The organism is Aureimonas sp. Leaf454, from assembly GCF_001424685.1.
Taxonomy (GTDB): domain Bacteria; phylum Pseudomonadota; class Alphaproteobacteria; order Rhizobiales; family Rhizobiaceae; genus Plantimonas.
On sequence record NZ_LMQT01000008.1, the window covers coordinates 37,923 to 57,170 of the forward strand.

At 66.0% G+C, this 19,248-nt stretch carries 15 protein-coding genes and 4 pseudogenes; 8 read left to right on the forward strand and 11 right to left on the reverse strand.

What is annotated here, in order from left to right; all coding sequences use genetic code 11:
- Positions 1-61 precede the first annotated feature (61 nt).
- Positions 62-523, forward strand: a complete 462-nt coding sequence (locus tag ASG43_RS08045; protein ID WP_056502877.1) for an RpiB/LacA/LacB family sugar-phosphate isomerase — start codon at positions 62-64, stop codon at positions 521-523.
- A gap of 191 nt (positions 524-714) precedes the next feature.
- On the forward strand, positions 715-957 hold the full coding sequence (locus ASG43_RS08050; RefSeq protein ID WP_156386582.1) for a hypothetical protein: 243 nt from the start codon (positions 715-717) through the stop codon (positions 955-957).
- A 65-nt stretch (positions 958-1,022) separates the two neighbouring features.
- On the opposite strand, the gene ASG43_RS08055 is transcribed toward ASG43_RS08050, so the two are convergent.
- The 7 genes from ASG43_RS08055 to ASG43_RS08085 all read right to left on the reverse strand — a co-directional run bounded on the left by ASG43_RS08055 (position 1,023) and on the right by ASG43_RS08085 (position 7,882).
- Positions 1,023-1,973 (reverse strand): sugar kinase, encoded by a 951-nt coding sequence (locus ASG43_RS08055; RefSeq protein ID WP_056502883.1) that lies wholly within the window; start codon positions 1,971-1,973, stop codon positions 1,023-1,025.
- 11 nt (positions 1,974-1,984) lie between these two features.
- Positions 1,985-3,052, reverse strand: coding sequence for an ABC transporter ATP-binding protein (locus ASG43_RS08060; protein WP_056502885.1), 1,068 nt, complete (start codon positions 3,050-3,052; stop codon positions 1,985-1,987).
- Positions 3,052-4,176: an ABC transporter ATP-binding protein gene (locus ASG43_RS08065; RefSeq protein ID WP_244488025.1), complete on the reverse strand. Its 1,125-nt coding sequence runs from the start codon at positions 4,174-4,176 to the stop codon at positions 3,052-3,054. The genes ASG43_RS08060 and ASG43_RS08065 overlap by 1 nt, the downstream gene beginning before the upstream one ends.
- Positions 4,173-4,457 carry a hypothetical protein gene (locus ASG43_RS08070; protein ID WP_056502888.1) on the reverse strand — a complete coding sequence of 95 codons (285 nt, stop codon included), beginning with the start codon at positions 4,455-4,457 and terminating at the stop codon, positions 4,173-4,175. Before ASG43_RS08070 ends, ASG43_RS08065 begins: the two co-directional genes overlap by 4 nt.
- Positions 4,458-4,461: 4 nt before the next feature.
- Positions 4,462-5,289: a carbohydrate ABC transporter permease gene (locus ASG43_RS08075; protein ID WP_056502890.1), complete on the reverse strand. Its 828-nt coding sequence runs from the start codon at positions 5,287-5,289 to the stop codon at positions 4,462-4,464.
- A 4-nt stretch (positions 5,290-5,293) separates the two neighbouring features.
- Positions 5,294-6,193: a sugar ABC transporter permease gene (locus ASG43_RS08080; RefSeq protein ID WP_244488026.1), complete on the reverse strand. Its 900-nt coding sequence runs from the start codon at positions 6,191-6,193 to the stop codon at positions 5,294-5,296.
- Positions 6,194-6,397: 204 nt separating this feature from the next.
- Positions 6,398-7,882 carry an extracellular solute-binding protein gene (locus tag ASG43_RS08085; protein WP_244488027.1) on the reverse strand — a complete coding sequence of 495 codons (1,485 nt, stop codon included), beginning with the start codon at positions 7,880-7,882 and terminating at the stop codon, positions 6,398-6,400.
- A gap of 165 nt (positions 7,883-8,047) precedes the next feature.
- Between ASG43_RS08085 and ASG43_RS22105 the strand changes: the two genes are divergently transcribed.
- Both ASG43_RS22105 and dhaL read left to right on the forward strand, forming a co-directional pair.
- Positions 8,048-10,213, forward strand: a complete 2,166-nt coding sequence (locus tag ASG43_RS22105) for a bifunctional sugar-binding transcriptional regulator/dihydroxyacetone kinase subunit DhaK (protein ID WP_082490747.1) — start codon at positions 8,048-8,050, stop codon at positions 10,211-10,213.
- A gap of 23 nt (positions 10,214-10,236) precedes the next feature.
- On the forward strand, positions 10,237-10,890 hold the full coding sequence (dhaL, locus tag ASG43_RS08095) for a dihydroxyacetone kinase subunit DhaL (RefSeq protein ID WP_056502925.1): 654 nt from the start codon (positions 10,237-10,239) through the stop codon (positions 10,888-10,890).
- A 122-nt stretch (positions 10,891-11,012) separates the two neighbouring features.
- Here the strand turns inward: dhaL and ASG43_RS08100 are convergent.
- Positions 11,013-12,028: pseudogene (locus ASG43_RS08100) on the reverse strand (UDP-glucuronic acid decarboxylase family protein).
- 853 nt (positions 12,029-12,881) lie between these two features.
- On the opposite strand from ASG43_RS08100, the gene ASG43_RS22645 reads away from it, so the two are divergent.
- The gene (locus ASG43_RS22645) at positions 12,882-13,034 is read left to right on the forward strand and encodes a hypothetical protein (RefSeq protein ID WP_156386584.1); all 153 of its coding nucleotides are present in this window, start codon (positions 12,882-12,884) and stop codon (positions 13,032-13,034) included.
- 223 nt (positions 13,035-13,257) lie between these two features.
- Positions 13,258-13,443 (forward strand): hypothetical protein, encoded by a 186-nt coding sequence (locus tag ASG43_RS22650; protein ID WP_156386585.1) that lies wholly within the window; start codon positions 13,258-13,260, stop codon positions 13,441-13,443.
- A 290-nt stretch (positions 13,444-13,733) separates the two neighbouring features.
- On the opposite strand, the pseudogene ASG43_RS22110 reads toward ASG43_RS22650, so the two are convergent.
- The 3 genes and pseudogenes from ASG43_RS22110 to ASG43_RS23505 form a co-directional block, all read right to left on the reverse strand.
- Positions 13,734-14,295: pseudogene (locus ASG43_RS22110) on the reverse strand (transposase); the annotation flags it as partial.
- 4 nt (positions 14,296-14,299) lie between these two features.
- Positions 14,300-14,551 (reverse strand): carbohydrate-binding domain-containing protein (locus tag ASG43_RS23500; RefSeq protein ID WP_280137200.1); only part of this gene is annotated, 252 nt, incomplete at its 5' end.
- Position 14,552: 1 nt separating this feature from the next.
- Positions 14,553-15,380: pseudogene (locus tag ASG43_RS23505) on the reverse strand (carbohydrate-binding domain-containing protein); the annotation flags it as partial.
- A 1,971-nt stretch (positions 15,381-17,351) separates the two neighbouring features.
- On the opposite strand from ASG43_RS23505, the gene ASG43_RS08120 reads away from it, so the two are divergent.
- Positions 17,352-18,578 (forward strand): glycoside hydrolase family 16 protein, encoded by a 1,227-nt coding sequence (locus ASG43_RS08120; protein WP_162244692.1) that lies wholly within the window; start codon positions 17,352-17,354, stop codon positions 18,576-18,578.
- A 488-nt stretch (positions 18,579-19,066) separates the two neighbouring features.
- Positions 19,067-19,248, forward strand: a pseudogene (locus tag ASG43_RS08125) (1,3-beta-glucanase); the annotation flags it as partial.

Sequence of the window (19,248 nt, forward strand, 5' to 3'; positions counted from 1 at the left end):
GCAAGACGGCGATCGCCACCTTCGCAGGGAAGCGGCGGCGCCTGGAACGAAGGACAGGTCCATGAAGATCGCCATTGCCGGTGACAGCGCGGGCGCTCCGCTCGCCAAGGCTCTCGCCGCCTATCTTGAAACCCGCGACGGCCTCACCGTCTCCGAGGTCTCCACCGCACCGTCCGGCTCGGACGAATATTACGCCAATCTCTCCGAACGCGTGGCGGGCGGCATTCTCGACGGCACCTACGACCGGGCCATCCTGTGCTGCGGCACGGGCATCGGTGTCGCGCTCTCGGCCAACAAGGTGCCGGGCATCCGTGCCGCGCAGACGCACGACACCTATTCGGCCGAACGCGCGGCTTTGTCCAACAACGCCCAGATCATCACCATGGGCGCCCGCGTCATCGGGACCGAGCTCGCCAAGAGCATCGCCGACGCCTTCCTCGCCGCCGAATTCGACCCGAACGGCAAGTCGGCCGGCAACGTCCAGGCAATCGACGATCTCGACCGGAAGTATCACGGCGCCTGACGGCCGCGTCGGGAGACGGTCTGGCGATATGCGCTTGCCGGGGCTGCGGTCGGCTCCGGCGTCTCCGATCGTTGCACCAGGCGGTCACGGCGTCTGGCCACGACAGCTTCGAAGCCGGTCGGCGGGCCCTCGGCTTGCGCGTCGCGAGCCTCTTTCGAAATCGGGACGGGAGCGCCGACGAGACGCCCCCGTTGACGGCCGAGGCCGTCGGCGCGGCCGGCTCGATGGACGGGCTCGGCCGGCATGTCGGGGCGCGGCTCTACGAGAACGAAGTCCGCTACCTCGTCGCCGAGGAGTGGGCGCGGCGGCCGAACGACGTCCTGCGCCTTCGCACCCAGCAGGGCCTCCACATGAGCGAGGCCGAACAGGCGGCCGTCACCCCAGGGTTCGCGCCGAAGGGCGCGGCGGCGGCTGATGACGCCGTATCGCCCTGACTTTCGACAGGTCGAAGGTCAGGGCCGCTGGTATGAGCCGGCCCCCGCGACGCCGCGCTCGCGCTTCAGCCGGTCACGCGCCCGAGCCAGCTCGAAACGCTCTCCTGCGTATGCTCGAAGGACCGCACCCCGGCATCCGAGCCAAGGCCGCCCGCCACGAGGGCGGCGACCCCTTGGGCGAAACGGACGGCGTCTTCCGGGTTCATCCGATGGTGGAGCGCGGTGATGAAGCCGGCGTCGAAGGCGTCGCCGCAGCCGGTCGTGTCGACGACGTCGATCGCATAGGCGGGAACCTGGAGGCGCGTGCCGTCCGCATCCGCATAATAGGCGCCTTCGCCGCCGAGCGTGAAGACGCAGGTCCTGGCGCCCTTGTCGAGGTAGAAGGCCGCGCACTCCTCCGGTCCGGTCCTTCCCGACATGTCCTGCGCCTCCTCGATCGAGGGCATGAAATAGTCGATATAAGGCAGCAGCGGCAGGACGAGGCCGGCGGTCTCGGTGGAGGCGGCGATGAGGTCGAAGGTGACCGTGCGTCCCCGCCGCTTGGCCTCCTTCAGGAGCGTCACGCTGCGCTCCCCGTCGAGCCGGCGCAGGAGGCCCGTCCCGCCGAGATGAACGATCGGGGCATCGAAGACCTGGTCGTACAACCGTTCGGGAAGGTCGAAATGGTCGGACGCGCCGCGTTGGTGAAGCGCCGGGCGCTCGCCGTTCGGCCTGATGTTGAGGATCGTGGCGGAGGTCGGCACGCCGGGAAGGCTCTGCATGGCGGAGGTGTCGATGCCGAGCCGGGTCATCGCGCCGATGACGAAGTCCGCCTTCTCGTCCTGTCCGACCGCTCCGACGGCGAGGCTCTTCAGGCCGAGCTTGGCCGTGTTCACCACGACGCCGCCGGCGGTGCCCGCGACCGTCAGCTTGATCTCGTCGATGAACTCGACCTGGCCCCGATCGGGGATCTTCGTGACGGGACGGCCGAGAATGTCGAGGATGTAGAGTCCGATGACGGAGACGTCGTAGCGCATGGCGAAAACCTTCAGGCGGTGAATCTCGTGCCGTCGGCAAAGAGCATCAGCCGCTCGCGCGGCACGCTGAGATGGACCGTGCCGCCGAGCGGAGCGGGGGGGCGACGCTCGGTGTTGACCTTGATCTCGGTCTCCCCGATGCGCGCCCGCGTCAGGTAGCGGCCGGCGATGCCGATCGCCTGGTCGACGAGGATGGCCGGAACGCTGCCCGCGACCGGCTCGCCCGTCATGCGGACGCGCTCCGGGCGGATGCCGATCGTGATCGCCGCGCCTCTGGGAAGCGTCGCGGGGGCCGGCAGGGGATCTGCGAGGATCGCCGATCGCACGAGCCCCTCCTCGACGCGCGCCGATACGAAGTTCATGCCGGGATTGCCGAGGAACCAGCCGCCGAACTCGGAGGTCGGTTCATTGTAGAGCACCTGCGGCTTGTCGTACTGGAGGATGCGACCGCTCTTCATAAGCGCGATGCGATCGGCCAGCGTCATCGCTTCGGTCTGGTCGTGCGTGACGTAGACGATGGTCTGCCGGAGGCGCTGCGTCACCAGCTTGAAGGCGCGGATCAGCTGCAGCTTGGCGTTGACCTCGACATTGGTCGTCGGCTCGTCGAAGAGCACGATCTCGGACTGGCGCGCGACCGCGCGCCCGACCGCCACCTTCTGGCGCGTGCCGGAATCGAGGTCCTCGATGAAGGCGCCGGCGAGCGGGCGAATGTCGAGAACGTCGAGCACCTCGTCGACCCGGCGCCGGCGCTCGGTCGCGGAAACGGCGCGGTCGTGGACCATCGGGAGGGCGATGTTCTCGGCGACCGACAGCGTCGGATACATGACGGGATATTGGAAGACCATGCCGACATTGCGCTTCCTCGGGGGAAGGGCGGTGACGTCCCGGCCGCCGAAGAGGACGCGTCCGCTCGTCGGTCGCTCGAGCCCGGCCAGAATGCGCATCAGCGTCGTTTTCCCGCAGCCGGACGGACCGAGGAGGCAGGCCACCTCGCCATCGGCGAAGCGCATGTCGATGTCGTCCACCGCCGTGAAGCTGCCGAACCGCTTGGTGACGTGATCGATGACGATTTCAGCCATCAGACGGGTCCTTGCGTGTCGCGGCCGTCGAGCCGTGCGCCGGTCTGCCGGTCGAAGACGAGGATGTCGGCGGGATCGACGGAAAGGCGGAGCATCGCGCCGAGATCGGGCGGCACCGCGCCCGAGAGCGGCAGCGTCGCGGTGAGGTTGTGGCCGCCGGCCACGAGGTAGACGACGGCCTCGCCCCCGAGATTTTCAACGAGCGTCACCTCGGCGGGAATGTCGAGACGGGCGCGGTTCGCCGGAACATCGCCTGCGGGAACGTCGTCCGCGAAGCCGAGGCGCACGGCTTCCGGCCGGAGGCCCGCCACGATGTCGCCGTCGCGGATGCCGGAAAAGCCGGTCGCCGCGATGGGGCCGGCCTGGAGTTGGCCGCCCTTGACGGTTCCGGGAACGAGATTGGCGTGGGGAAAGCCGATGAGGTCGAGCGAGCGGACGTGGCGCGGGTCGTCGTAGACGGCGATCGCCGCGTCGTGCTGCACCACGCGGCCCTTGTCGAGCACGGCGAGGCGCTGCGCCATGGTCAAAGCTTCCAGCGAGTCCGAGGTCGCGTAGAGGAAGGTCGCCTTCAACTCCTCGCGCAGGCTCTTCAGCTCGTCCATCAGCCGCTCGCGCAGCTTGTAGTCGAGGCCGACGAGCGGATCGTCGAGAACGAAGATCTCCGCGTTCTTGAGGAGGCCGCGCGCCACCGCGACGCGCTGCTTCTCGCCGCCGGACAGCTGATCGGGCGTCTTCTTCAGGAGATGCGTGATTGCCAGGATGCCGGCCGTGCGGTCGACGCGCCGGGCGATCTCGTCCTTCGGCGCTTTGGCGAGCGTCAGCGGATAGGCCATGTTCTCGGCCACCGTTTGATGCGGATAGAGCGCGAAGCTCTGCGGCACGTAGCCGATCGGGCGATCGGCCGGCGGCGTCGTCGTGATGTCGCGACCCGACAGGAGGATGCGCCCCGCATCCGGCTTTTCGAGACCGACCAAAAGGCGGAAGAGCACCGACTTGCCCGACGCGGGCGGCCCGCAGATCACCGTGAAGCTCTGCGGCTCGACCTGAAGGTCGAGGCCGTCGAGGGCCCGCTTCGAACCGTAGGTCCGGACGATCGACTGGAACTCGACGGACACGACGCTCACCGACCCAGCTGCGAGAAATAGGGCACGAGGAGGATGCCGACGCAGAAGACGATGGCGATGATGCCGAGCACCATGGCGACGAAGGCGATGCTGCGGCCGACGGATGCGTCCTTGCGCAGGTTGCCGACGGCGATCTGCAGGAGCGTGGAGAGAACGAGGATGGTGAGGCCGGCCTTGTAGAGCGTGAGGTTGTAGCGCTGCGCGATGAGAAGGATGCCGGCGACGAGGCCGACGATCAGCGTCGTCTCCAGCCGCTCCGGGAACGAACGAGCCTGTTTCATGGTCTCAGACCTCGCCGCGGACCGTGCCGAAGGTCATGCCGACGAGCAGGTATTTCTGGAAGATGTAAATGAAGGCGATCGGCGGGATGATGTAGATCGACGTCATCGAGGCGATGAACGTCCAGTTCACGCCGCCATCCGCGTAGGTTCCCACTGCCAGGGCATAGGGAATGTTCTGCGTGGTCACGCCGCCGATGATGAAGTTGAACAGGAACTCGTTCCAGACGAAAATCAGGTTGAAGATGAAGGCGGCGATGAGGCCGGGCCGGACCTGCGGCAGCACGACCTTGAAGATGACATGGAACCAGGAGCCGCCGTTGACGATGCCCGTCTCGTCGAAACGCGTGGAGACTCCGTCGAGAAAGCCCTTGAGGATCCAGACCGAGAACGGGATCGAGAACATCGCGTAGAAGAGCATCAGCCAGAGATGCGAGTCCTTCCAGCCGAAGGCGACATACATGAGGAAGACCGGCAGGATGACGGCCGGTCCCGGCAGCATGCGGATCGACAGGAGCAGGAACATCAGGAAGTCCGTGCCCTTCGGTTTGAAGCGCGAGAAGCAGAAGGCCGCCAGGAACGACACGAAGACCGCGATGACGACGGCGCCGAGCGAGAGCAGGATCGAATTGCCGATCTGGAGGAAGAGCGAGTCGCGGCCGAACAGGGCGACGTAGTTCTCCAGCGTCGGCGTGAAGACGAGCTTCGGCGGCACGGCGAGGATGTCGGTGCGCGTCTTGAAGGAGGCCAGCACGATCCAGGCGATCGGCGCGAAGAAGAAGAGCGAGATGGCCCAGAGGCCGGCATAGTAGAGGCCGTTGCGCAGGCGGCTCATGGCTTCAGCCCTCCCGCCGGCGGCGAAGGTTGAGAACGAAGATGAACACCGAGGTCATCGCGATCGAGATGAGGAGGAGCAGCACCGAATAGGCCGAGGACCAGCCCATGTTGAAGCTCTCGAAGGCCTGTTTGTTCAGCTCGATCGCCACGAGCCGCGTCTGCTGCCCGGGCCCTCCCTTGGTCATCGGGATGATGAGGTCCAGCGTCTTGAAGCTGTCGATGGTCCGGAGGAGGATGCCGAGCATCAGGATGAACTTGCCGTGGTGCCAGATGACGAGCGACAGGCGGCGGTGGAACGGCACGCGGTCGATCTCGGCGGCCTCGAGCTCGGCCTTCGGGACGGACCCGAGCGCGGCCAGCGTCATCAGCGTCATGAAGGGCGTCCACATCCAGCAGTCGACGGCCAGCACCGCCCAGAAGGCGATGGACGGATTGCCGAGGAAGTCGATGGGGCCGGTATCGAAGAGACCGTTCGCCATGGCGTTGAGGACGCCGAAGGTCGGATCGTAGATGAAGCGGAAGAAGGTGCCGGTCGCCACGGGCGTCAGGACCATCGGGGCGAAGAGGAGCGTCAGCGCGAGCCGTCGGCCCGGCATGTCCTTGGAGCCCCAGAACAGGAAGCCGAGCGCCGCGCCGAGCACGGTCTGGATGCCGACGCCGAAGAGGACGAAGGTGAAGGTCCGCGACAGGTCGTACCAGATCGCGTTCTTGGAGTTGAAGATCTGGATGAAGTTCCGGAAGCCGACGAAATCGGGCGGCATGCCGCCCGTCAGCGAGAAATTGTAGAAGGACAGGCCGAGCAGCCACAGCGTCGGGATCGTGTTGAAGACGACGAAGAACAGGATGACCGGCGCCAGCAGCACCGCCACGAGCGTCTTGCGGTCGTCGAGAAGACGGGACAAACCGCGCCTTCTGGGGGATGACGTCGTCATGATGTGTCTTCCGATACGGGGTGTCCGGACGGCGTCTTCTCCCGAAGGAGAGACGGTCCCGGCAGGGGACGAGGAGACGTGGCCGGTCTTCCCCTCGTCCGGCCGCTTCGCGTCCGTCTTCTCCCCCGAGGGGAGAAGACGGATCTTCGTTCGGTCAGGTCTTGGTCCCGGCCTTCAGAGCGAGGTCATCGCGCACATGTCGGACGGCGGCGTCTTCGCCGTGCCGCTGTCGCTGAGGATCTGCTGCTGGGCGCAGGCGATGTAGTCGAGCACGGCCTTCGGGTCCGTCGACTGGCCGGTGACGAAGGAGGAGTAGCCCTCCTGCTGGATCGCCAGCATCTCCGAATATTTCGGGTCGTGCCAGAAGTCGCGCGAGCGGCCGTCCTCCAGCATGAACTTGTAGGTGCGGTTCCAGGGATTGATGTCGTTGAAATCGTCCCGCGAAAGCGTCGCCTTGTCGGCGGGATTGCCGCCCCGCTTGGCGAATTCCAGCGCCGTGTCCGGCTGGTACCACCAGTTCATGAAGTCGAGGGCGACGCGCATCTTCGTCTCGTCGTTGAAGGCGTTGATCACCCAGGGCTGGCCGCCCATGGAGTAGATGCGCTTGGCCTCGGCGCCGGTGCCGTGCTTGGGCGGCGGCACGACCAGCACCTTGCCCTTCAGCTCCTCGGTGATCATCGCGGGGCCGACGGCGGCCCACTGGATGGTCGCGAAGACCTTGCCCTGCGTGAAGACGTCGATGCCTTCGGCGATGCCGATATTGGTCGCGCCGGGCGGGCAGTACTTCAGCCAGTCCTTGTAGGCCTGGAGCGAGGCGGCGTTCTGATCGGTGTTGAGAATGCCTTCGATTTGGCCGGTCTTGGGATCCCAGGTCTCGCCGCCGCGGCTCCAGAGGAAGTTGTTGAAGGCGCAGGTGGCGAAGTCGTAGACGCGGCTGTACTGCTGGGCGAAGCCCCAGCGCTGCTCGTCGGGCCGGGTGAAGAACTCCGCGACCTTCTCGAACTCGTCCATGGTCAGGGCCTCGAAGTCCTCGAAGGTCTTCGGAAGCGGCTTGCCGTACTTGGCGGTGAAGGCCTCGTTTTCCTTCGGGTCCTCCAGCCAGTCCTTGCGCACGAAGAGCGCCTCGACGTCGCCCTCCTGCGGCAGGCCCCAGATGTCCTGGCTGCCGTCGGGATAGGTCATGTAGGTGTCGACGACGGTCTTGGAGTACCAGTCGACCTGCAGGCCCTTGTTGGCCGCGATCACGTCGTTGAGCTTCAGGATCCAGCCGGGCTGGGCGAGCGCGCCGAGCCACTGGCTGTCCGAAATGATGATGTTGAACTCCTGGCTCTTGGTGACGAGCGAGGTCGCCGCCTTCTGGAAGAGGTCGGAGAAGGGCGCCTCCTGGAAGGCGAAGGAGACGTTGTAGCCGTACTTCTCCTTCACGAAGTCGGCGAAGAGCGGCGACATCTTCACGCCGAGCGAGGAGGGCACCCAGCCGGCGATGCCGAGGATGTTCATCTCGATCGACTGGCCCTTGAGCGGATGCGCTTCCTGCGCCGCGAGTCGGTTGATGAAGGGCGCGCTCAAAGCACTCGACAAGCCGAATGCTGCAGCGCCCTTCAAAAGTGTGCGCCGCGGCATGATGATGCCCTGCCCGGACCGTGGGGTCTGTTTCATTGGATCCTCCCGATACAGCTTTGCGCTGCCGCCTGTTGCAACCGACTTCTTGACGAAGCTCTGGCTTCACGGCCTCCCCCCGATACCAGGCGAATTTTTGCTGGAAATCGGGACCGCGAATATTGGTTGGCGACATTATTCAAATCGGATACAACAAAAGTCAAGATGGCTCGTAGCGTTCGTTCAACCCCCCGATTCGGCGCCGAAGGCGGCTCCGCCTTCACGCGGACCCGCACCGCCAGGACCAAGGCGGCGAAGGCGCTCGACCCGGATTCCCCGGCGCCCTCGGAGCCGTCCTCCGAGCGCGCGAGCGAGCAGATTCCGTTGCACTTCCGGGACGATCCGCTTCTCTGGGCCGGCTGGCTCTATGCCGAGGACGGCATGACCCAGAACGACATCGCCTCGGTGATGGGCGTGTCCCGCGCCACGGTGAACAACTATCTCGCGGAAGCGCGCAGCCGAGGCATCGTGTCCTTGACGATGGAGCCGGCCCGGCTGGCGGAATTCGCGATCGCGCAGGCGCTGAAGCAGCACTTCCGGTTGGACGAGTGCATCATCGTGCCGGCGGCCGAATCCGGCCCCCCGGTTGTCGAGCGGCTCGGTGTCGCGGGCGCGCGCGTGCTGCGCGGCCTGGTCAAGCCGGGCGATTCGATCGGCGTCGCCTGGGGGCGCACGGTGATGGCGGTCGCCCGCGCGATGGCGCCCGCGCGCATCCGGGACGTTTCGGTCGTCCAGATGACGGGCGGGCTGACCGCGACCTTCGACTTCTCGCCCGAACTCTGCGTCTCGCGTCTCGCCCAGGCCTTCGGCGCGCGCTCCATCAACATCACCGCGCCCGCCGTCGTGTCCAGCCGCGCCGTCCGGGACATCCTGATCGCGGAGGACATCGTCGCCGATCAGTTCGCGCTCGCGCGGGGTGTCGACAAGGTGCTCTTCGGCATCTGTTCGACGCGGCCGGACAGCCTGATCTACGAGAGTGCCCTCGTCACGCGCGAGGATATCGCGGGGCCGGCCGCGGGCCGCGCGACGGCGGTCGTCGCGGGCCGGCTGATCGACGATCGGGGCCGGCCGATCGACGGCCCGCTCGACGAGCGCACGATCGGCCTGACCCTTGCCGAACTTCGCAAGATCCCCATGCGCATCGCGGTCGCCGGCGGGTCGGACAAGGTGCCGGCCATCCTGTCCGTGCTGCGGGGGCGCTATGCCAGTATTCTCATCACGGATGCCGCGACAGGGCACGGCATCCTCGCAGCGGAGGGCGTCGCGGAGGCCCTCGTCCCTTTGCGGGGCAACCGCAAGCTACAAGTCCAGGGAGGGGCTTACGTGAAGACCAAGAAGCTGATCAACGATCCGAAGACGATCATCGAGGAGATGCTGGAGGGCATCGTCAAGGCGCATCCGAACCATGTGCGCCAGCTCGACGCGAGCCCGCGCTCGCTGATCGCGGTGAATGGGCCGCGCGCGGGCAAGGTCGGCATCGTGATCGGCGGCGGCTCGGGGCACGAGCCCTCCTTCCTCGGCTTCGTCGGCAGGGGCATCGCGGATGCCTGCGCGGTCGGCAACGTCTTCGCCTCGCCGCCGCCGGACCCGATCCTGGAATGCACCAAGGCCGTCGACGGCGGGGCGGGCGTCCTCTATCTCTACGGAAACTACGCCGGCGACGTCATGAACTTCGACATGGCGGCCGAGATGGCGGGCATGGAGGACATCGAGGTCCGAACCGTCGTGACGACCGACGACGTCGCCTCCGCCCCGCGCGACCAGCAGGATCGGCGACGGGGCGTCGCCGGCAATTTCTTCGTCTTCAAGATGGCGGGCGCGGCCGCCGACCGGATGATGTCGATCGACGAGGTCGAGCGCATCGCCCGCAAGGCGAACGGCCGGACCTTCACCGTGGGCGTCGCCCTCTCGCCCTGCTCGCTGCCGCAGACCCTCAAGCACAATTTCGAGATCGGCGAGAACGAGATGGAGATCGGCATGGGCATCCATGGCGAGCCCGGCATCTCGCGCGAGCCGCTCGGAACCGCGGACGAGGTGACGGACGCCATGCTCGACCGCATCTTCGACGAGCTGGCAGTGGAGAAGGGCGGCAAGGTCGCCGTGCTCGTCAATTCGCTCGGATCGACGCCGCTGATGGAGCTTTACGTGGTCAACCGCCGCGTCCGGCAGCGGCTGGAAAAGCGCGGCATCGAGGTGCATGCGACCTGGGTCGGCGCCTATTGCACCTCGCTCGAAATGGCGGGCATGTCGGTGACGCTCGTGCATCTCGATCCGGAGCTGACCGAGCTTCTCGACCACCCCTGCGACTGCGCCATGTTCCGCGCCGGCTGAGGACGACCGATATGAGCACGGGCATGAGCGACGTCACCACGAAGGATCTGATCGCGATGTTCGACGCGATCGGGGCGATGATCGAGGCGAACAAGGGCCATCTCAGCGAACTCGACGGTGTGATCGGCGATGCCGATCACGGCGTGACGATGAACATCGGCTTCTCCGCCGTGACGGAGGCGCTGGCCGCGCTCGACACGTCCGCGACGGAGCCGACCGCGGTCTTCAACATCGCGGCCAAATCCTTCCTCAACGCCGTCGGCGCTTCCTCCGGGCCGCTTTACGCGACCGCCTTCATGCGCGCCGGCGCGGCGGTGAAGGGAAAGGCGAGCCTCGATCGAGAGGCCGTGGTCGAGACGATCGGGGCGATGGCGAAGGGCATCCAGGACCGGGGCAAGGCGACGCGCGGCGAGAAGACGATGGTCGATGCCTGGCTGCCCGGTGCCGAAGCCGCGGAGGCCGCGCGCGACGCCGGCCAGCCGCTGGAGGCCTGCCTCGCCGCCGCGGCGGCGGCCGCGGCGGCAGGCGCGGAGTCGACGAAGGCGATGCTGGCCACGAAGGGCCGCGCCTCGCGGCTCGGCGAACGGGCCATTGGGCATGTCGATCCCGGCGCCGCCTCCGCGGCGCTGATCCTCGCGACGATCGCCCGGACCCTCGCGCCGGAGGGTCCTCTTTGACGTCGCGATCGACGCTCTGTTCCGCTCACGGCTCGAGATGGCCGCCCGCGGCTTCGCGTCGGCCGTTCAAGGTTTCCGCAGCCGCCACCCGGGAGGCGCGCAAGCACCGCGTCGTTCCGCCGTCAGACGTCGGCCAAGGCGAGTTCCGGCATGGGGGCGCTGCCCTGCGACAGGGGCGCGTCCGCATCGGCGAACCATGCGATCGTTCGAGCGAGACCCGTTTCGAGCGGGATCAGCGGACGCCAGCCGAGAACCTCCCGCGCCTTGGTGATGTCGGGCCTGCGGCGGCGGGGATCGTCGGTCGGAAGCGGATGATGCGTGATGGCAGACCGTGATCCGGTCATCGCCACGATGTCGGCCGCCAGCCGGGAGACGGAAAGCTCGGTCGGGTTGCCGAGATTGATCGGGCCGGGCTGAGGTCCCTCGTGCTCCATCAGCGCGACGAGACCGGCGACGAGGTCGTCGACATAGCAGAAGGACCGCGTCTGCGTGCCGTCGCCGAAGATCGTGATGTCGCGGCCGGACAAGGCCTGGCTGATCAGGTTGGACACGACGCGTCCGTCCGCCGCCGACAGCCGCGGCCCGTAGGTGTTGAAGATGCGCGCGACGCGGACCTCGCCGCGCCCGCAGCGCTCGAAGTCGAAGGACAGCGTTTCCGCCGCGCGTTTTCCCTCGTCGTAGCAGGCGCGCGGTCCGATCGGATTGACGTTGCCCCGATAGGTCTCGGGCTGTGGGTGCACTTCGGGATCCCCGTAGATCTCGCTGGTCGAGGTGAGGAGGAACCGGGCACCCCAGCGTTCCGCGAGCTTCAGGAGATGGGAGACACCGAGGACGTTCGTCATCATCGTGTGCTCGGGATGGACCTGGTACTGCGGGGGGAGGCCGCACAGGCGAGGTTGTAGATGCGGTCGAACCTCTGCTCGGCGATCTCGGGCGGCACCGGCTCCACGATGTCGTGCCGTGCGAAGCGAAAGCGGGGAGAGGCGAGGGCGCCGGCGATGTTCGTCAGATCGCCGGTCTGCAGATTGTCGAGGCAGACGACGTCGTGGCCATCCTCGAGCAGGCGGTCGCAGAGATGCGAGCCGAGAAATCCGGCACCGCCGGCGACGAGGATCGACAGGCTGGCTTTAGATGGCATCAAGGCTCACTCCCTCGAAACACCGCGAGGCGAAACGGACGGTGCGGGCGCAGCGAAGCGTCGGCGTCTGGATGTCGCGTCTCGAGTCGGTTTCACCGGCGACAGTCCTGCGCGGATCTCTCCACGAAGGGCTATTCCATCCCGCGATGTGCCGCTCCGCATCGATCATGCCGTCCCCATCCGATGGCCGCGTGAATGGATCACGCCACTCGGAGCTAGTCCCGAAGGAAAGATGAACAAGAAGAAGCTTTACAAGGCAGCTAAAGTTAGCTGGCATTGCTTGCCATGCCAATCAAGCTCACAAGCATTACAGATTCGCGACTTGCAGGGGAAATCCAGGGAGCCGCGCCGTCGCGCAACGAAGATCGTGATGGGCCGTATCGAGCATCAGGTGCGTGAACGACGGCGGACGTTGCGCTGTTGATCAATCTGCGCCGAAATTAGGCGCGTCCTGACGTCTCAAGTCGTCGCGTCGCCATCTCGGAGCCGTCCTGCTCCCTCGTCATCGCGGCCAAGCGGCACCATGCCAGAACCGGCGACAACGCGGATAGACGAATGCAAGCGCCGCCCGACCGGCAGGATGTTGCGCCGTTTCCATCTGGCGATGTCGCTTCTTGAGTTGTCAGTCGGCTGACAGCGTCAGATCACGTGCGGAGATGGGCATTCTCGTGCTCCCGCCTAAGGCTTTCCACGACCTCGTCATCTTCACACATTCTGGATCGGCGCAAGACAGCGGTCGCCCGCTCGCCAGACTAACAATCTCTACGCCCGTCATGGGTTTCCCGAGACCGAAAAGTAAGATTGCGGCAATGTAAGTAGGTCATCGTGATTCGAGGTCGGGAGGAGCTTGAGAATGACGCCGAGAGAACATCATGCGTCGGCAGCTTTGCAGCTGATTGCCGACCGTCAGCGCTACACGGAACGACAGGCTTCGCTGAAGGAACTGGCAGTGGGAGCTGTGGTTGGAGCCACATCCGTTCTTCTGATGTGGAGCGTTTTTGGCTGAAAGGCGGATGGATGATCCACGCGCGACGATCGCGGAGCCCGAATGGTCGCTCGCGTTCGGCCATGAACTAAGGCGGACCTGTGGCGGCGTACAGCCGTGGTTTCGTTGACGTCGAGCCGGCTGTTAGAGTCCGATCAGCGAATGAACATACCTGACGCCGATCATTAACGCTGATCCAAGGACAAAGCCCCAGACGTAAGTGGGGGGCGATGGAATGCGGGTCATGGGGTACGTCTCCCTTATGGTGCACCTCAACCCTGTGAGAACCATTTCGTTGCGCCGCAGCAAGGGCGATTGGATCCGTTGGTTAACGCCTCCGCCTAGAGGCTTGTTTTTCTTCAAAGCAGAGCTTGCGGCGAGCGATCAAAAATCGGTGACGATCCTGCCCACATCGAATCTCATCGGCTGAACCAGACCTGCGACGGCTCCGAAGCCGGAAGGCCCGACCCCCGCATGCCCGTTGGGACAGGTCAGGTGGAGCATCGCGCGGGAAGGGGCTCTCACCCTGACGTCTGCTGCTCAGTAAGGGCTGTGCTTTTGGCGGACGCAGCAAAGGGCAATTCTATCGGGCTGCCTTGATGCCGGGGCCCCGTCTCAGGATCTTCCAAACCTCGTTTCGTGCGTGGCTCCGCCGCGCCGTCCCTGATCTGTTCGGGCCGACCGTCGGTTCGGGCGGCCTGATGAACATGCTGCAGCAGGCGCGAGGAACTCTTGTGCCGGAGATCCGGCATCGAAGGCCTCCAGCGCGGCCATTCCCGCTTCGGCGTCTTTGGCCTGTCGATGGTCCGCAATGCCGGACGACGGGCTTGCGGTCCTTCCTGGACGCGAACTCCAGCGAATGGCGGATCAGGTGAACGATGCGGGTCTGCACGACCGTCTCGGGGAAGACGGCGTCGATCGCTTCGGGGAAGCCCGTCGACGACGGCGATCGGGATATTGGCCAACCCCTGCTTTGCAGTTCGTTCATGGCGCGCAGCCAGAACGCGGCGCCGTCCCTTCGCTCGATCCAGATCCCCCGGATTTCCTTGTCCTCGTTCGGCAGGATGCCAAGCGCGATGTAGGCCGCCTTGTTGCGCACGAACCCTTGTGGCGGATCTTCACGCGGATGGCGTCACCGGCGCTGGTCCTTGCCGACGAGTTGCGGATCGAGCTCGGTGTTTAGAATGCGCTCCTAACGCGCCTTCTTCAAATCGTCGATCCGTCCGTCACGAGCAAAATGCTTCCGCCGGTCGCGTCCCGCCAGACGCTGGTCCAGAAGCAACGGGTCAGATGAGTCCGACGTCTTGGAGCGTGAAGGTGTAGATGCCGGTGTTGTGCATCGAAAGGTCGCCGCCCGCGACGACCGCGCCGTTGTAGGTGGCGCCATCGACATAGAGATTGCGGTCGGTGCTCGCGGTGCCGCCGTAGATGTCGTTGAGGAAATGGACGCTGACCTTGTGGTCGCCCTGCGACCAGTCGCCCTTCACCGTGATCGTGTCCGATTTCCCCGCCGCATGGGAGGCGCGGGCGGTCTGGACNGAAATGGACGCTGACCTTGTGGTCGCCCTGCGACCAGTCGCCCTTCACCGTGATCGTGTCCGATTTCCCCGCCGCATGGGAGGCGCGGGCGGTCTGGACATCGCCGATCCGCTGTCCGTCGACGGCGATGTAGAACTGGGCGTCGCCTCTGTAGGCGTCCTCGCTGACCTTGAGGACGAGCGTGTCGGATCCCGTGCCGATCGTCGTGCCGGCCGGCGCGGCCGGCGCGTCCGCTTCAGCCGCCGGGCCGAGGTCGCGGAGCGTGAAGCCCTGGGCGCCCGCGCTCTTCAGCGCCAGCTGGCTGCCCGCGACGGCCACGCCGTTGTAGGTGGCGCCGTCGACATAGAGATTGCGGTCGGTGCTCGCGGTGCCGCCGTAGACGTCGTTGAGGAAATGGACGCTGACCTTGTGGTCGCCCTGCGACCAGTCGCCCTTCACCGTGATCGTGTCCGACTTTCCCGCGGCGTGGGAGGCGCGGGCGGTCTGGACGTCGCCGATCCGCTGTCCGTCGACGGCGATGTAGAACTGGGCGTCGCCCTTGTAGGCGTCCTCGCTGACCTTGAGGACGAGCGTGTCGGATCCCGTGCCGATCGTCGTGCCGGCCGGCGCGGCCGGCGCGTTCGCTTCAGCCGCCGGGCCGAGGTCGCGGAGCGTGAAGCCCTGGGCGCCCGCGCTCTTCAGCGCCAGCTGGCTGCCCGCGATGGCCACGCCGTTGTAGGTGGCGCCGTCGACATAGAGATTGCGGTCGGTGCTCGCGGTTCCGCCGTAGATGTCGTTGAGGAAATGGACGCTGACCTTGTGGTCGCCCTGCGACCAGTCGCCCTTCACCGTGATCGTGTCCGATTTCCCCGCCGCATGNCCGCCGTAGACGTCGTTGAGAAATGGACGCTGACCTTGTGGTCGCCCTGCGACCAGTCGCCCTTCACCGTGATCGTGTCCGATTTCCCCGCCGCATGGGAGGCGCGGGCGGTCTGGACGTCGCCGATCCGCTGTCCGTCGACGGCGATGTAGAACTGGGCGTCGCCTCTGTAGGCATCTCCGCTGATCTTGAGAACGAGCGTGTCGGATCCCGTGCCGATCGTCGCGGATGGCGGCGGCGTCTCTCCGTCCGTCGGGCCGGGTTTCGGAACGACTGGAACGGTCGGTGGCGGCTCGACGGGCGCGGCGCCCGAGACCTCGACGATCAGCGGATGGTCCGTGAGACCGAGGGCGACGCTGGAGACGTCGTGCAGCGTGCGGATGGCCGCCGTGCCCTGCAGCGGGTCGAAGATCCGGACAGTTCCGAAGCTGCGGCCGAGCTCGATGGTGACCGGGCTCGCCGCGACGGCGATGGGTCGATTGGCGGCCTGATCCCAGATGTCGGGCTCGTTCCAGGCGATGATCTGGAAGGAGGAGTCCGACTTCTCGGTCAGATAGGTGTGACCGGAGCTCGGGAGCCCCCTGACGACATAGTCCAGCGTTCCCGTCTCGAACCCGCTCGCGGTCCCGCCGGTATCGCCGAGGATTGTGGTGAAGTTGTGGATCGCGGTCGCGACGGGCTTTGCGGAACCGTCGAGGCGGAACATGCCGAAATGGCTTTCCTGATCGCCACCGCCCTTTCGGTCCTGGTAGGCGTCGAGAAGCTGGTAGAGATTGGTCATCTCCGAACCCTGCTCCGCCGCGTCCATGTACATGTTCAGCGTCAGCTTGGCCTGCGTCGCCTCGTCGACACCCTCCCAGCCGCCGTTCCGGTCGGCCTTCAGCGAGGTGTGGTAGCCGCCCTCGGTGATCGCGAAGCCTTTGCCGGGGTCGATGGACGCCTGGGTCCGGGCTTCCGCGACGATCGTGTCGCGGGGCTGGTCGCCGTTCTTGGGATAGGGGTGGAGATTGTTCCAGTCCGACTGCGACGCATGGAATGGGTGGTCGGTGAAGCCGAGGACCGGTATCGCCTTTAGGAGCGGATCGGCGTTGACGGCAGCGAAGAGGGCGGCCTGATAGGCCTGGGCGCCCGCCGTGCCCGACAGTCCGTGGTAGGAGACAGGCCAGTTGTTGACCTCGTTCGGTCCCTCGATGGCGAAGATCGAGCCGGGATGCGCGGCGGCGAAATCATGCAGCCGGGCGACGACGGTGTTCGGATCGACATTGCCCTGGACGACGAACGTGAACTTGATCCCAGCCTTTGCGGCGTCGACGAGATGGCGCTGTCCGAACGGATCGAAGGACGGGTTCGGCGCGGCGTCGCGAACATGGTCGATGCCGAGATAGCGCAAGGCGGCGATGTCGGCGCCGATGTTCCGATACTGGCTGTCGGTGTAGTTGATGTGGGTCGCCACCCCCATCGTGTCGACCAGGTCAGACGCCCGAACTGCATTTTGCGGAGGCATTTGCGCTTGGGACTCCGTGAGACAACAGTTGAGGACACGACGTTCCCTCATCGATCGCAAGGAAAGCCCGACGCGAAAAATGGGATGTCAGAATAGTCAGGGATCAATACATCCCGCCGCTTGCCCGAAGCTGCCGGGGTGGGGCGAATACAGTCGGCGCGAGGGCTCGCGGACCAGCGGCCTCCGACTTCGCGCTCCAAGGCCAGCCGCGTCGGACGTCCTCGATTTCGCGGCTTCGAGAAGCGCGCCGCGCAACTTCGGCAGATCCGCACCGTTTGCCCCGGCAGGGCGACGGTCCCGCGCTGCACCGCGGAGGTCACATTTTCGTCTGCCGCTCCTGCCATCACACGCGCTGAAACCGACGCGTCGGCATCGCCGCGAGGCCCGCCGGATGGCCGATGCCGTCCCGTCGCCGTCGAACCACATGGAGAACTGCGTGCAGATTGACAGACGATCGCTGCTGGGTGCCGGCGTTGCCGCGGCTGCAACGAACATCCTTTCCACAAGGACCGCCGGTGCCGGATCCGATCGGAGCATCGCGCTCGCATCTCCGGTCGTGACGGGCGCGGCGACGGTGGATGCGCAAGGCTGCGTCGCCTATCCGGACACCATCGTCCGGGCCGGACCAGCCTTCGTCTTCGCCGGCACGTCCAGCGGCGAGTTCAAGAACATCATGATCTCCGTGCCCGGCGTGTCGCCTTGGGGAACGTGCGTCCAGGACGGCAAGGGCGGCTGGACCTGCACCATGGATCTCAGCAGCGTGCGCTCGGGTCCGCTGAACTGCCGGGTGATGGCCTGGTACGACGACTGGATTGAGAAGTCGGTCGACCTCGATTTCACGCTGCTGATTGACAATCCCGGCGTCACCCGGGCCGACCCGCCGGTACCCGCACCGGCTGCGGGAATGACGCCGATCCTCATCGACGATTTCGATGCGATGCCGGACGACAGCCGGTGGGCCTTCGGCGAGCGGCCGGACGGATCGCAATGGGGATCGGACGCGCATTTCACGACAAAGGACGGCGACCTCGCGGAGGTGTTCCAGACACCGATGCCGTCCGTCCTGCGCATCCGGGCCGTCTACGATCCGAACTTCAAGGACCCGCAGGGATGGGGACGGAAGTGGCGCTCCGGAATGCTCTGCACCGCTCATGCCGATGGGCGCCCGCCCGTGGCGGCGTTTCGCCGGGGCTATGTCGAGATGCGGGCCATCCTGCCGCTCGGCAAGGGCATGTGGCCCTCGATGTGGGCCTTTCAGCTGGGTCCGAACGAGAGAGGCATGAAGTCGAACCCGGGCACCGAGATCGACCCGCTGGAAGGTTATTGCCAGACGCCCGATCCCGGGAAATACGCGCTCAGCAGCGGCGCGATCGAGTGGACCTCGGCCGGCAAGACGGGCGAGGTCGACGGCCCGCGCTTCAAGAAGAACTTCGACGCGACGTCAGACTGGCACGTCTACGGAGCGGCCGTCGACGAGACCAGCATGGTCGTCTATGTCGATGGCGTCGTCACGCAGACGATCCGGCTCCCGAAATCGACGTCCGCTGACAAGTTCTTCTGGATGTTCGACAACACGCTGGGCGGAGGCTGGCCGGTGACGGTGCCGCCGGCCCGCTACACCGATATGTGGATCGACTACATCCGCATCTATTCGGCCGACTGATCGAGGTCCTGGAGGCCGTTCCGCCGCCGGGCGAAGCCGGGGCGGAGTGGACCTTCGACGTCACCGGGACATTCCCGAACATCCCCGCGCGGTTCTGAAGGCCGAGAGTCTCTCCGCTTGGCCGACGGCCCTTGCCGTGTCCGATCGGCGCGTCCCGGCACCGTTGCCGCGCTGGCCGTTCGAGGTCGCCCCTGCCGGGGTCCGGCCGGCGGCCGGCAGCGCCGTTCCGAAACAATGCGATGCGCGAAAATTGTAAGACGACCGGTAAGTCGTTGGAAACACGATCGATGCTAGACCTTCTCATGGAAACCGGAGGCCCAGTCCACCTCGCGCTTTCGGCACAGTTCCCTCGGCGCTCGCCTGCGGCCGTAGCTCCGCTACGACCGTAACGGCTCCCGGGGCCTTGGTCCGAACGTTCGATGGCATCCCCTGCGTCCCGGTTCCGCACGATGCTCCAGGCCGGCACGCGGCCATCGAGAACTGGCGACATGATTGACCTCACCGGCTACAAGCTGACCTTCGACGAAGAATTCAACACGCGGAGCATCTCGAAGACGGGCGCCGGCACGCGCTGGGCCGACATCCGCTCGGAATGGAAGTACGACGCGCATTCGGACATCGGCTTCGGCAAGTCGTCCTTTGTGGATGCCTCGTCGGGCTACGACCCGTT

Excerpts from the sequence above, each read along its gene's own strand:
- ASG43_RS08045 (WP_056502877.1), top strand. The coding sequence starts at position 62 with ATGAAGATCGCCATTGCCGGTGACAGCGCGGGCGCTCCGCTCGCCAAG.
- ASG43_RS08055 (WP_056502883.1), bottom strand. The coding sequence starts at position 1,973 with ATGCGCTACGACGTCTCCGTCATCGGACTCTACATCCTCGACATTCTC.
- ASG43_RS08060 (WP_056502885.1), bottom strand. The coding sequence starts at position 3,052 with ATGGCTGAAATCGTCATCGATCACGTCACCAAGCGGTTCGGCAGCTTC.
- ASG43_RS08070 (WP_056502888.1), bottom strand. The coding sequence starts at position 4,457 with ATGAAACAGGCTCGTTCGTTCCCGGAGCGGCTGGAGACGACGCTGATC.
- ASG43_RS08075 (WP_056502890.1), bottom strand. The coding sequence starts at position 5,289 with ATGAGCCGCCTGCGCAACGGCCTCTACTATGCCGGCCTCTGGGCCATC.
- ASG43_RS08085 (WP_244488027.1), bottom strand. The coding sequence starts at position 7,882 with ATGAAACAGACCCCACGGTCCGGGCAGGGCATCATCATGCCGCGGCGC.
- ASG43_RS22105 (WP_082490747.1), top strand. The coding sequence starts at position 8,048 with ATGGCTCGTAGCGTTCGTTCAACCCCCCGATTCGGCGCCGAAGGCGGC.
- dhaL (WP_056502925.1), top strand. The coding sequence starts at position 10,237 with ATGAGCGACGTCACCACGAAGGATCTGATCGCGATGTTCGACGCGATC.
- ASG43_RS22645 (WP_156386584.1), top strand. The coding sequence starts at position 12,882 with ATGACGCCGAGAGAACATCATGCGTCGGCAGCTTTGCAGCTGATTGCC.
- ASG43_RS22650 (WP_156386585.1), top strand. The coding sequence starts at position 13,258 with ATGGGGTACGTCTCCCTTATGGTGCACCTCAACCCTGTGAGAACCATT.